Annotated in this window: 10 protein-coding genes; 7 read left to right on the top strand and 3 right to left on the bottom strand. The window is 30.7% G+C overall.

What is annotated here, in order from left to right:
* Positions 1 to 61: 61 nt before the first annotated feature.
* Together ATE90_RS03960 and lipA are read left to right on the top strand one after the other, a co-directional pair.
* Positions 62 to 1,282: an NRAMP family divalent metal transporter gene (locus ATE90_RS03960; RefSeq protein ID WP_101450857.1), complete on the top strand. Its 1,221-nt coding sequence runs from the start codon at positions 62 to 64 to the stop codon at positions 1,280 to 1,282.
* 40 nt (positions 1,283 to 1,322) lie between these two features.
* Positions 1,323 to 2,192, top strand: coding sequence for a lipoyl synthase (gene lipA, locus ATE90_RS03955; protein WP_036787039.1), 870 nt, complete (start codon positions 1,323 to 1,325; stop codon positions 2,190 to 2,192).
* 893 nt (positions 2,193 to 3,085) lie between these two features.
* On the opposite strand, the gene ATE90_RS03950 is transcribed toward lipA, so the two are convergent.
* Positions 3,086 to 4,456 carry a pyridoxal-phosphate dependent enzyme gene (locus ATE90_RS03950; RefSeq protein WP_036787041.1) on the bottom strand — a complete coding sequence of 457 codons (1,371 nt, stop codon included), beginning with the start codon at positions 4,454 to 4,456 and terminating at the stop codon, positions 3,086 to 3,088.
* 207 nt (positions 4,457 to 4,663) lie between these two features.
* Complete coding sequence (locus ATE90_RS03945) at positions 4,664 to 5,899, bottom strand: ABC transporter permease (RefSeq protein ID WP_036788302.1); 1,236 nt, start codon at positions 5,897 to 5,899, stop codon at positions 4,664 to 4,666.
* Positions 5,900 to 5,903: 4 nt separating this feature from the next.
* On the opposite strand from ATE90_RS03945, the gene ATE90_RS03940 reads away from it, so the two are divergent.
* On the top strand, positions 5,904 to 7,127 hold the full coding sequence (locus ATE90_RS03940; RefSeq protein ID WP_036787043.1) for an exo-beta-N-acetylmuramidase NamZ family protein: 1,224 nt from the start codon (positions 5,904 to 5,906) through the stop codon (positions 7,125 to 7,127).
* A 2-nt stretch (positions 7,128 to 7,129) separates the two neighbouring features.
* Here ATE90_RS03940 and ATE90_RS03935 read toward each other — a convergent pair whose 3' ends face one another.
* Positions 7,130 to 7,654, bottom strand: coding sequence for a YkgJ family cysteine cluster protein (locus ATE90_RS03935; RefSeq protein WP_036787046.1), 525 nt, complete (start codon positions 7,652 to 7,654; stop codon positions 7,130 to 7,132).
* 88 nt (positions 7,655 to 7,742) lie between these two features.
* Between ATE90_RS03935 and argS the strand changes: the two genes are divergently transcribed.
* The 4 genes from argS (at position 7,743) to ATE90_RS03915 (ending at position 13,872) form a co-directional block, all read left to right on the top strand.
* Positions 7,743 to 9,518, top strand: a complete 1,776-nt coding sequence (argS, locus tag ATE90_RS03930; RefSeq protein ID WP_101450855.1) for an arginine--tRNA ligase — start codon at positions 7,743 to 7,745, stop codon at positions 9,516 to 9,518.
* 156 nt (positions 9,519 to 9,674) lie between these two features.
* The gene (lpdA, locus tag ATE90_RS03925) at positions 9,675 to 11,063 is read left to right on the top strand and encodes a dihydrolipoyl dehydrogenase (RefSeq protein WP_081958180.1); all 1,389 of its coding nucleotides are present in this window, start codon (positions 9,675 to 9,677) and stop codon (positions 11,061 to 11,063) included.
* Positions 11,064 to 11,245: 182 nt separating this feature from the next.
* The gene (locus ATE90_RS03920; protein ID WP_101450853.1) at positions 11,246 to 12,307 is read left to right on the top strand and encodes a HEAT repeat domain-containing protein; all 1,062 of its coding nucleotides are present in this window, start codon (positions 11,246 to 11,248) and stop codon (positions 12,305 to 12,307) included.
* A gap of 2 nt (positions 12,308 to 12,309) precedes the next feature.
* On the top strand, positions 12,310 to 13,872 hold the full coding sequence (locus ATE90_RS03915) for a glycosyltransferase family 2 protein (protein ID WP_101450851.1): 1,563 nt from the start codon (positions 12,310 to 12,312) through the stop codon (positions 13,870 to 13,872).
* Positions 13,873 to 13,883 lie beyond the last annotated feature (11 nt).

Raw genomic sequence — 13,883 nt, 5'->3', positions numbered from 1 at the left:
TATACACTATTAAAAAAAATATAGTTAATACTTGAAAAGCGATTAAAAAGTTAGAAATTAAATGAAAAAATCATTCTTAAATTCTCTAGGTCCAGGTTTATTATTTGCAGGCGCAGCAATAGGTGTATCTCATTTAGTGCAATCTACAAAAGCTGGAGCAGAATTTGGGTTTGGTTTATTTTGGGCTTTGTTATTGGTGCATATTTTTAAATATCCTTTCTTTCAATTTGGTCCACGTTATGCGGCTGCTACTGGAGAAACACTGCTCGATGGCTATAAAAAATTAGGAAAAAGTGTTTTAGCAATTTATTATGTGCTAAATTTTGCCACAATGTTTACTATACAGGCGGCAGTTACTATTGTTACCGCTGGTTTAGCTTCACAACTTTTTGGATTTACAAATAACCTAGTCGTTTGGTCAACTTTTTTAATGACCATAAGTCTCCTGTTCCTATTGGTTGGTAAATATAAATTGCTAGATAATCTAATGAAATACATTATAATTATCTTAACAGTGAGCACCATAATTGCAGTTTCAGTTGCTTTATTTAGCTCTAAAGAAGCTTTTGATGTACGCCAAATTTTACCATCCGGAACAGTAGAAATAACTTTTTTAATTGCATTTCTAGGCTGGATGCCTGCTCCTTTAGATGTTTCTATTTGGCATTCTATTTGGTCTGTAGAGAAAAGCAAAAATACTTTTATTAAGATAAAACCAAAAGATGCAATTTTTGATTTTAATGTAGGCTATATTAGTACACTAATTTTAGGAATTTGTTTTGTACTTTTAGGTGCTTTAGTCATGTATAATTCGGGAGAAACCTTTTCTAACCAAGGAGGGAAATTTGCATCACAATTAGTTACTTTATACACAAAAAACTTAGGCGAATTTTCTTATATATTTATAGCTATTGCTGCATTCACAACAATGTTTAGTACTACGATTACTTCTTTAGATGCGTCACCAAGAGCAATGAATAGAAGCTCAAAATTGTTGTTTGATAAAGAATTTAAATTTGGTTATTGGTTTTGGATTATTTTACTATTCATAGGTACATTTATCATATTACAATTCTTTCTTAAAAATATGGGAAGTTTAGTGAAGATCGCTACCATTTTATCATTTTTAACAGCTCCTATTTATGCAGTTTTAAACTATCTTTTAATTACTGGAAAACATACTCCAAAAGAACATCGGCCAAGTATTTACTTAAAAACGCTTAGTATTCTGGGGATTGTATTTTTAATAGGATTTAGTGTTTGGTTTTTAACAAGCATTTAAAAGTTTTCTTTGTAAATTTGCATTTCAATTATATTATAACATGGCAATAGATTCTGCAGTCCTTCCTGAAAGGCTAAAAAAACCGAAATGGTTACGTGTAAAATTACCTGTTGGTAAAAAATATACTGAATTAAGGGGTTTAGTTGACAAGTATAAATTAAACACTATTTGTACCAGCGGAAGCTGCCCAAATATGGGTGAATGTTGGGGAGAAGGTACCGCAACTTTTATGATTTTGGGAAATATCTGCACACGTTCTTGTGGCTTTTGCGGGGTAAAAACTGGAAGACCAGAAACTGTCGAATGGGATGAACCTGAAAAGGTGGCGCGCTCCATAAAAATCATGGGCATTAAACATGCCGTAATTACTTCTGTTGATAGAGATGATTTAAAAGATGGTGGTTCTATTATCTGGGCAGAAACTGTCGATGCAATTAGAAGAGCAAATCCAAATACAACCTTAGAAACATTAATTCCTGATTTTCAAGGTAACACAAAACAAATAGATAGAATTATTGAAGTGCATCCCGAAGTAGTTTCTCATAACATGGAAACAGTGAGAAGATTAACCCGAGAAGTAAGAATTCAAGCAAAATACGATAGAAGTTTAGCTGTTTTAAAATACCTAAAAGAAAACGGAATGCGCTCTAAAACAGGATTGATGCTAGGTTTAGGTGAAACTGAAGAGGAAGTTTTACAAACGATGAAAGACCTACAAGGTGTAGGTTTAGACGTACTAACTATTGGGCAATATTTACAACCAACAAAAAAACATTTACCTGTTAAAGAATTTATTACTCCGGAACAATTTAAGAAGTACGAAACAATAGGATTAGAAATGGGCTTTATGTTTGTAGAAAGTGGAGCTTTAGTTCGTTCATCATACAAAGCACATAAGCACGCAAAGTAATTGTTAAAATATTCTAAAAATAAATTTAAATATTTTTTGGCATGAAGCTTGCTGTTTAATAAATGAGAACAACCTCGTAAACTGTTTTCATTGTGTAAATTATTTGAATTAGTTGATTTAAAAAAACCATCTCTAAAGAGATGGTTTTAATTATTTAAGGCTAAAAAAATTATACTCCCAATACAAAGTGTTTAAATTTGTTCTTTTGTATATATTTTTCTTACTAATTCTATCTTTATCTTCACTATTTTAATAGCTTCATTCTAGTATTATGCTTTTCCTAATGCTGGGAAACCGAACTTATTAATAAATAATTAACTCTCTATCTCTACAAATAAATAATATATATGATTTACAAAACAAACAATATTTGAGGAATTAACAACAGATAACTAAATTTAACCTTTTGTTTCATTCGACAGCTTCATTTAAATTGCAATAGTCTTTTCTGGTGATTTTTTAAAACTTTATAATTTATTTTCGAAGAGCTAAATTTAAATTTTTCTATTTTGCTATACCTGAATCATGTTAAGTAATTTATACAAGAACTAGAAGCAACTATTTATATGATTCCATCATTTTTTTCAATCTCAATAATTGTCAATCATCTGAATTTCTAGTATCATTATAACAAGTTCTTATAAATAATGTGAAGCCTTAATTAGTGTTTTTGAAAGTTCAGTCATAAATTTGTAGCTAAAAAAAAATCATCTAAGAAAAAAATTTCCTAGACGATTTTAAACTATATTTATAAATCCCCCAACTTATAAAATAAAATAACTATTTTCTAGTTATGAACCCAAGAAACAATTATTATTGATTGAGAAATTAACTTTTCGTTAAATTACTTTTTTAATTCGATGAAATACATAATCCTACAGTTAAACGAAAAATCAAATAGCACTAATAATATCGTATTTTGTAATAATATGATGATTGCCATTTTCTAAATCAACTAAAACAGCATCATTTTCTTTAGTAATCAATTTAGAGATATCTTCTAATTTTGCAGTCTTGTTTACAATTGGGTAGGGTTTCCCCATAATATCTTTAATTGGTTTATCTGCTATATGTTTATCCGCAATAAAATAATGTAACAAAACAGATTCGTCTATAGAGCCTACAAAACCATTACTATCTTTTACCGGAATTTGAGATATTTTAAACGCTTTCATTCGCTCTATTGCATGAGAAACTAATTCTTCCGTTTGTGCAACAATCATTGGTTCTTCTGAATGAGTTTTAATTAAATCTGCAGCAGTTTTAAATTCTTCTTCTATAAAACCTCTTTCACGCATCCAATTATCATTAAACATTTTACCCACATATCTACTTCCGTGATCATGAAATAAAACTACCACAACATCATCTTTTGTAAAGTGATCTTTTAATTGTAATAATCCTTTTACGGCTGCTCCAGCAGAATTCCCTAAAAACATTCCTTCTTCTTTTGCTAAACGTTGCGTATAAATTGCAGCATCTTTATCGGTTACTTTTGTAAAACCATCAATAACACCAAAATTTACATTTTTAGGTAATATATCTTCACCAATTCCTTCTGTGATGTAGGGGTAAATCTCATTCTCGTCAAAAATACCCGTTTCATGATATTTTTTAAAAACAGAGCCGTAGGTATCTATTCCCCAAATTTTTACAGTTGAACCCGCTTCCCTTGCTTTCATCTTTAAATAACTTCCAACGCCTGAAATGGTTCCTCCTGTTCCTACACCAACAACAAAATGAGTTACCTTCCCCTCGGTTTGCTCCCAAATTTCCGGACCTGTACTTAGAAAATGCGCTTTACAATTACTAGGATTATCATATTGATTTACATACCACGAATTCGGAGTTTCTTCTCCTAAACGCTTAGAAACCGAATAATAAGAACGTGCATCATCTGGCTCAACATTTGTTGGACAAACAACAACTTCAGCTCCAACAGCTCTTAAAATATCTATCTTTTCTTTAGACTGCTTGTCTGCCATTACAAATATACATTTGTAGCCTTTTACAATTGCGGCTAAAGCCAATCCCATTCCTGTATTTCCAGAGGTTCCTTCTATAATCGTGCCTCCTGGCTTTAAACGACCATCTGCTTCTGCGTCTTTTATCATTTGCAATGCCATTCTATCTTTTACCGAGTTTCCTGGGTTAAAAGTTTCGTATTTAGAAAGCACCAAACAAGGTAATTCTTTTGTTAAAACATTCAATTTTACTAAGGGAGTGTTCCCAATAGTTTCTAATATATTTTCTGCGTAGTTCATCTCTATAATTTCTGGTGCAAATATAAATTATTTTTAGGGCGTTCCCTAAAGGTCGCGCTTTCAATTATATCTTTTTCTCATTCCTCGAAAAAGGATGCCATTTTAATCGCTAACGCAGAGTAGCTATAAATCAGCAAATTAAAAATTTAAAAATGTATTATCTCTTTTTTTGATATTTCATGAAGCAATCTTGCAATAAATTTACAACTAAGCAAACTTAATAGACTTTGAAGGACTTATTTTTGTGATGATAAAAGAAGGAATTATCAACATTAAAAAGCATAAAATTAAAGTACCGATGTTTAATAATAGAATAGCTGTAAAAGAAATATAAACCGGCATTGTAGCCACATAGTAGGTCTCTGGATTTAACGTTATTATTTTAAAGAAATGTTGAATACCAATAATCGTTAAACCTAAAATGTTTCCCCAAAAAAGTCCCTTTAGAATAAGGTAAGTAGCGTTATACAAAAAGATTTTTCTAATACTGGTATTATTGCTTCCCAAAGCTTTTAAAACACCAATCATTTGCACCCGTTCTAATATTAAAACTAACAAAGCAGTAATCATATTAATACCTGCGATTAGAATCATAATAGCAATAATAAACCAAACATTATTGTCAAAAAGTTGAATCCAATCGAACACGTTTGGATAGGCATCAACAATTGTTTTGCTATTTAAAGTAGCACTAATATTATTGTAAACCTCTTCTCCTTTTTCATCAATTTCATCAAAATCATTTAATAAAACCTCAAAGCCTCCAACTTCATTTTCTGTCCATTTATTTAAATTTTGAACCTCTCTAATGTCGCCAATCATCATGCTTTTATCAAACTGCAAAAAGCCTGTATTATAAATTCCAGTAATAATGTATTTTTTATTGGAAGGTAATTTACTGTTTACCGTTTTTATAAACGTGGCTATAATTGTATCGTTTAATTTTAATTGCAAACGATTTATAATTGTTTGTGAAAGCAAAACTTCTCTTGTTCTTGGCTGATTAAAATCCGGAACTCTTCCTTCCACCATGTATTCAGTAAAGAAAGACCAATCATAATCTGAAGAAACCCCTTTAAAAATAATACCTTCAAAATCGGTTTTAGTTCTTAAAATACCCGCTTTATTGGCGAAAATTTGCACATTTTTTATCCCTTTTATATGTTTAAAAGTAGGATAAAAGTCTTGCTCTTTTTTTATAGCTGTTGTAGAAACATCAGAATTATTGGCGTCATAATTTACAATCTGAATATGACCTTTAAATCCAGCCATTTTATCCCGAATTTTATACTGCAGACCTGCACCTGTTGCCACAGCAATTAGCATAATAATAATTCCTAACGCAATTGCTGTGATGGCAATTTTTATTATTGGCGATGAAATACTATTTTTATACTTTTTGCCAGCAATAATGCGTTTTGCAATGAATAACTCGTAATTCAAATTGATGATTCTTTTTAAACCTTTCAAAAGTACATATTTATTCTTGTTTCTGTTCCTGAATTTTCAGCTGATTTCTTGTGCACAAAAACCTCCAGAAAACAATAAAAACGACCCAAAAAAATCAGTAATTATAAAAACTGGTGCAGAAAGAACTCGTTTATATCTAAACCTTTTAAGAGGTAAGAATGTTGCTATTGTTGCAAACCAAACCTCTATTATAGAAAAAACTAAAAAGAAAAAAACGTTTGTTAGCTTAATCGACAGTTTACTTTCTCTCGGAATAAAAATTAAAAAAGTGTTTGCTCCAGAACACGGCTTTCGTGGAAAAGCAGATGCCGGTGAAACCATTAAAGACGGATTTGATACTAAAACAAGCTTGCCAATTATATCGTTATATGGAAAAAACAAAAAACCTTCTGCTGAACAATTGAAAAATATTGATGTGGTAGTTTTTGACATTCAAGATGTAGGAGCGCGTTTTTATACCTATATTTCTTCCTTACATTATGTAATGGAAGCTTGTGCAGAAGTTGGAATTCCGGTTATAATTTTAGACAGACCAAACCCGAATGGGCATTACATTGATGGCCCCGTTTTAGAATTTCAACATAAAAGTTTTGTGGGTATGCATAAAGTACCTGTAGTTTATGGTATGACCATTGGTGAATATGGAAAAATGATAAATGGGGAAAAGTGGTTGAAAAACGGAATTCATTGTAATTTAACTGTCATTCCTTTAGAAAATTACAATCACAAAACAGACTATAGTTTGCCAGTAAAACCATCTCCAAATTTACCGAATGACAAAAGCATCAACTTATACCCTAGTCTATGTTTTTTTGAGGGAACTAATGTTTCTGCAGGAAGAGGAACTGAAATGCAATTCCAAATTTATGGATCACCTTTCTTAGCAAAAAGTGAATTTACATTTATACCCAAACAAAATGAAGGCTCAAAATATCCAAAGTATAAAAACAAGCTATGTTTTGGTGAGAATTTGCAAAGCACTAAAAACTTAAATCAACTTAATTTAAATTGGTTACTTAAAGCTTACGAACAAAATTCTTCTGACGAATTTTTTAATAGTTTCTTTACTAAATTAGCAGGAACTACAAAACTGCAAGAACAAATAGAAGGAGGTTTATCTGAAGAACAAATTAGAAAAACTTGGAAAGAAGACTTGAAAGCATTTGAAAAAACTAGAAATAAGTATTTAATTTATGAATAATACTATTTTCTGGTTTTTTTTAGATTATACTCATAAGGTAATCGCTTTTTTAAAGCTTCCACAATATTATAAGTTGCAGGACAAATTGCCGTATTGGCAATTGTTAAGTCTGTAATTTGTATAAATTTACGTCTGTTTGTATGAGGATATTCTGCACACGCTTTTGGGCGAACATGATAGATTGTACAAGAATTATCAGCTTCATCGAAAAAAGAACAAGGTGCCGTTTTTAGCACCATAAAATCATCCTCATCCCTTTCTAAGAACGTGTTAGTGAAATTAGCAACTTTCATTTTTAAATGCTTAGAAATGCGCTCAATATCTTTATCTATAAATATCGGACTTGAAGTTTTACAACAATTTCCACAGTCTAAACAATCCGTTTTTGCGAACTCAGCATCGTGCAAATCTTGCATAACATAATCTAAATTTTTAGGTGTCCTTTTTTTTAGATGTGTAAAATATTTTTTATTTTCTTTTCTTGCTTCTTCTGCTAATTTCGGGAGTTGTTGTAACCGTTTTTCCATAGTGCAAAACTACAATTATTCTTGACCAAAAATCATTGAAAAAAACAAATAAAAATATGTAATTTTGCATTTCAATTTTCAAGATTAAATGAACATTCAAAACATCATAGAAACCAAAGTAAAAGAGGGGTTTTTAGCTTTATACAATATAGAAATTCCTTCAGTAGAATTTCAAGCTACCAGAAAAGAATTTGAAGGGGATATTACTGTTGTTGTATTCCCTTTATTGCGCTACAAAAAAGGGAATCCTGTTCAAATTGGTGAAGATTTAGGGAAATATGTTGTAGAAAATGTTGATGAAATCAAAAACTACAACGTAGTTAAAGGTTTTTTAAACTTAGTTGTTGATGATAGTTTCTACACAAATTTTTTTAATTCAATTTACTCAAATTCTTCGTTTGGTTTGGTTTCGTCTAAACCGCATGATAAAGCCATAATGGTGGAGTATTCATCACCAAACACAAACAAACCTTTACATCTAGGACATGTTCGTAATAATTTACTAGGCTATTCTGTTGCAGAAATCATAAAAGCTGCAGGAAAAAAAGTTTATAAAACTCAAATTATAAACGATAGAGGAATTCATATTTGTAAATCTATGTTGGCTTGGGAAAAATTTGGTAACGGTGAAACTCCAGCATCATCAGGTTTAAAAGGTGATAAATTGGTTGGAAATTACTATGTAAAATTTAACCAAGAATATAAGAAAGAAATCGCTCAATTAATTGCCGAGGGAAAAACTGAGGAAGAAGCTAAAAAAGAAGCGCCACTTTTATTAGAAGCACAGCAAATGTTGCAGCAATGGGAAGCTGGAAACGAACAGGTTGTTTCGCTTTGGAAAACTATGAACTCTTGGGTTTACGAGGGTTTTGAGGTTACTTATAAAAATATGGGTGTAAATTTCGATACTTTATATTATGAAAGCAACACATATTTATTAGGAAAAGATGTGGTTGCTCAAGGCATCCAAAAAGGTGTTTTCTATAAAAAAGAAGATGGCTCTGTTTGGTGTGATTTAACAGATGATGGTTTAGATGAAAAAATTGTTTTACGTTCAGACGGAACGGCTGTTTACATGACACAAGATATTGGAACTGCAATTCAGCGTGTAAAAGATTTTCCAGATGTTGGAGGAATGGTTTATACTGTGGGTAACGAACAAGATTATCATTTTCAAGTATTATTTTTAATTTTAAAAAAACTAGGTTTTGATTGGTCTAAACAATTGCATCATTTAAGTTATGGCATGGTAGATTTACCTTCTGGAAAAATGAAGTCTAGAGAAGGTACCGTTGTTGATGCTGATGAATTAATGTCTGAAATGACCGAAACAGCCAAAATAATTTCTGAAGAACTAGGCAAATTGGAAGGTTATTCCCAGGAAGAAAAAAACGAACTATATAAAACGATTGGTTTAGGTGCTTTAAAATATTTTATTCTAAAAGTAGACCCTAAAAAAAGAATCTTATTCGACCCGAAATCTTCTGTAGATTTCCAAGGAAACACAGGTCCTTTTATACAATACACCTATGCAAGAATTCAATCTATTATTAGAAAAGTAGCTTTTGATTATTCAAAATCTGTAACTATTGAATTACATGAAAAAGAAAAAGAGTTACTAAAACAATTAGCGTTATATCCTGAAACTATACAACAAGCAGCTACAAATTATTCTCCAGCGATTGTTGCGAATTACACCTATGATTTGGTAAAAGAATTCAATTCTTTTTATCAAAATGTATCCATATTAGGAGAAGAAAATGAAGTTAAAAAGATATTTAGAGTTCAGTTAGCAAAGAAAGTCGCAGATACCATAAAATCAGCATTTTATTTATTAGGAATTGATGTTCCTGAGAGAATGTAAAATAGTTGGAAGTAAAAACAAAAGTTAGTAAATTGCACGAGAAATTGAAAGGATATCCTTTTTAATTATCAGTTTTAGTAAAATTAGAGTTAGAACAAAACTAAAATAATTCTAGAACGCATAAAGTAAAGAAATAAAAGATAAAAAAATATAAGTATGAAATACGACATCATTATCATTGGAAGTGGACCTGGAGGATACGTAACAGGAATTAGAGCTTCTCAACTAGGCTTTAAAGTTGCCATTGTAGAAAAAGAAAATTTAGGCGGAATTTGCTTAAACTGGGGATGTATTCCTACAAAAGCATTGTTAAAATCTGCACAAGTTTATGATTATTTAAAACATGTTGATGATTATGGTTTAAAAGCGGAAGCTATTGATAAAGATTTTGATGCTGTGATTAAAAGAAGTCGTGGTGTTGCAGATGGCATGAGCAAAGGGGTTGCTTTTTTAATGAAGAAAAATAAAATCGATATAATTAACGGTTTTGGAAAAATTAAAACGGGTAAAAAAGTAGATGTTACGTCAGAAAATGGAAAAGTAACTGAATATGCTGCAGACAATATTATTATTGCAACGGGTTCTCGTTCAAGAGAGTTACCAAACTTGCCACAAGATGGTGTAAAAGTAATTGAATATAGGAAAGCAATGACATTACCAAGTCAACCAAAATCTATGATTGTTGTAGGTTCTGGAGCAATTGGAGTTGAATTCGCACATTTCTATAACACTATGGGAACAGAGGTAACTATCGTAGAGTATATGCCCAATTTAGTTCCTGTCGAAGATATTGATATTTCGAAACAATTTGAACGTTCTATAAAAAAAGCTGGAATTAAAGTAATGACAAATTCTTCTGTAGAGTCTGTTGATACTTCTGGCGAAGGTGTTGTGGCCACTGTAAAAACGAAGAAAGGAGAAATAACTTTAAAAGCAGATATTTTATTATCAGCTGTGGGAATTAAATCTAATATTGAAAACATTGGTTTAGAAGATGTTGGAATTATTGTTGATAGAGATAAAATCTTAGTAAACGATTTTTACCAAACTAATATTCCTGGGTATTATGCTATTGGAGATGTGGTTCCCGGACAAGCTTTAGCGCATGTTGCTTCGGCCGAAGGAATTACTTGTGTAGAAAAATTAGCGGGTTTACATACAGAATCTATTGATTATGGCAATGTACCTGGCTGTACTTATGCAACTCCAGAAATTGCCTCTGTTGGCATGACGGAAGCAAAAGCAAAGGAAGCTGGATATGAATTAAAAGTTGGTAAATTCCCCTTTTCTGCATCAGGAAAAGCAAAAGCAGCAGGAACTCCTGATGGTTTTGTAAAGGTGATTTTTGATGCAAAATACGGAGAATGGTTAGGTTGCCATATGATTGGTGCTGGCGTTACAGATATGATTGCAGAAGCAGTATTAGGACGTAAATTAGAAACAACTGGTCATGAAGTGTTAAAGACAATTCACCCACACCCAACAATGAGCGAAGCCGTTATGGAAGCAGTTGCTGATGCCTACAACGAAGTCATTCACCTATAAAATACGCTGTTATACAGAAAAAAAGATACATTTGATATTTTTTTTTATTACTTTCGTATAAATAGACACGAGAAGCCCTCACTTGGTCAAATTAGTATAAAAACAAGCTTTTACAAATGAGTATTGTTGAATGGTTTCTTTCTTTTGTCTTTAAGATAAAGACTTACCCTCTAATAATACAAATGACAATTGTATTAACATTGGGTTTTATAATTTCAACAATTGTTTTAGTAATAACAATTTATGTAATTAGGAGAAATTACAATAGAATTCAAAAGAAACTTAAAAAGAATGTTCCTGAAATAAAGACTTTGTTTGAAGAAGTATTATTTTTCGATAAGAAATTCTCAGAGAAAGAAATATTTGATAAGTTTGAAAATATTGTAGGAGAAGTAAATAAGGAAACTATAGATATTGGTATTGGTATTTTAATAGAATTTAAGAATAAAGAAAAACAATCAGAAAAATATCCTTTAATAATAGATGCATTAAATATTGTAGGACATTTAGAGAAAAAATTTGATTCTCGATCGAATAGTGAAAAAATGAATGCCTTTCAAGAAGCTTTCGTTTTAAATTTAAATAAATTCGATGCTAAAATACTGGTCTATGCCTACAGTAAAAATAAAAGGATTAGAAGAGAGGCACGAAATTCATATCTAGCTTTAAGTATGAATGATCCATATCGTTTTTTTGATGAGATTGAAGGTTCCCTTTCAAAATGGGATGAGATTGAATTAATGCAATATCTTAAACTTCAAAATAAAAGAGGGAACTTAGAGGGTTTAGGGAAGTGGATAAATTATTCTAAAAATGACTCTTTAGTGGTTTTTTTAATAAAAATGGTTGGTTTTTTTAAGCAAAAAGGTATCGATGAAATTTTATTAGAAAAATTAGACGATACAAATGCTGAAGTAAGAGCAGAAGCTATATTAACTTTAGGAGCATTACAAATCAAAGATACAGAGCAAACACTTATTGACAGATATTATACAGAACCAGAAATTTGTCAAGTAGCAATCGTAAAAACAATAAGAAAATTTAATACTGGTAAATCTTTAAAATTTTTACAAGAAATATTTCATGAATCAAATAACACAGATACTAAAAAGATTATTGCTGAAGGAATTCTAAATTATAGTTATGAAGGAAAAATAGCTTTTCAAAATTTAAAGAATTCATTGAAAGATTTCGATCTTACAATTTTAAATCATGTTGAAACCCCTCTAATTAAGTTTAAATAAATATGTTTGAAATTTTCGTAAAAGTTTATGAATATTTTATTTTCTTCTATGCTACTGCATTAATTTTTAGCTACCTTGTTTTAGCTGTATTTTCATATATATCCATCACAAAATATAAAAACTATAATACAGATATTGATGATGAAGAGTTATTAAGTTCAAAATTAGCTCCTGGTATTTCAGTAATTGCACCTGCGTATAATGAAGAAAAAACAATTATTATAAATGTAAAATCTCTATTAACCCTAAACTATCCTCTTTTTGAGGTAATTATTGTAAATGATGGTAGTAAAGATAAAACCCTAGATCTTTTAATTGAAGAATTTGATTTGGTTGAAGCTCCTTTTGCCTATGTTGAAAAAATTAAAACTCAACCCTACAAGAGAACTTTTAAATCTCAAAACCCTAAGTATGAAATTTTAACCGTCATTGATAAAGAAAATGGTGGCACAAAAGCAGATGCCTTTAATGCGGGATTAAATGCATCAGTATTTCCATATTACTTAAACACAGATGTAGATTGTATTCTTGCTAGAAATACACTAACTAAAATGATTAAACCCATTTTAAACTCTAAGGTAACTGTAATTGCTGTTGGCGCCACTTTAAGAATGTCTAATAATTGTGAAATTGAAGAAGGTATTATTACACGTGTAAGACCTCCAAAAGCATTAATACCACGTTTTCAAGAATTAGAATATATTAGATCTTACCTTCTAGGAAAAATGGGGTGGGAATTGATCAATTCGGTACCAAATGTATCTGGTGGATTAGGTATGTTTAATAAAGAGATTGCTATTAAAGCAGGTGGTTATGGTGCAGATTCTCATGCTGAAGATATGGATATGCTAACAAGGATGGCTGCTTACATGATGAATAATAAAATGGAATATAAAATTGGATATATTCCTCTTTCTTGCTGTTGGACAGAGGGTCCTCCCAATATTAAAATATTACGTGCCCAACGCAAAAGATGGGCCAGTGGGTTAGCCCAAATGTTTTATGATCATAGAAAAATTCTATTTAACCCAAGTTATAAAAGATTAGGGTTAATAACGTTTCCTTACATCTTCCTTTTTGAGTTTTTGGCACCAATTATTGAAACTTTTGGTCTTATTTTTGCAGTTTTCTTAATTATTACAGGTTATGTAAATTGGAACTTTGCTCCTTTAGATTTTGTATACTCTTATACTTTTGCGATTATGATTTCGTCTATAGTAATTATTTGGGATCAAATGACTTTCAAGTATTACAATACAACTAGAGAAGTTTTAACGTTATTTATTACCGCTTTTTTAGAACCCCTTTTTTATCATTGGATGATTATGTTGTTTTCTATTGAAGGATATTTTAGTTATTTTACCTCAGGAGAGCTTGCTTGGGGAACCATGACTAGACAAGGTTTTGATACCGCTGAAGAGAGAAAAGGAGAAAAGAAAAAAAATAAAGACAACATAAATGATGGAAATAACCCGAATAACAATAAAAAAGAAAACAAATCTAGTATTTTCGAAAATTTAAAAAAGAAAAAAGAAACAGATGATTTTAAACCTTTTAAAACATAAAATAACTAAAG

Source organism: Polaribacter sp. Hel1_33_96 (assembly GCF_002846595.1).
Taxonomy (GTDB): domain Bacteria; phylum Bacteroidota; class Bacteroidia; order Flavobacteriales; family Flavobacteriaceae; genus Polaribacter.
The sequence above is the reverse complement of the archived record's forward strand: the minus strand, read 5'-3'. Positions and strand labels throughout refer to the sequence as shown.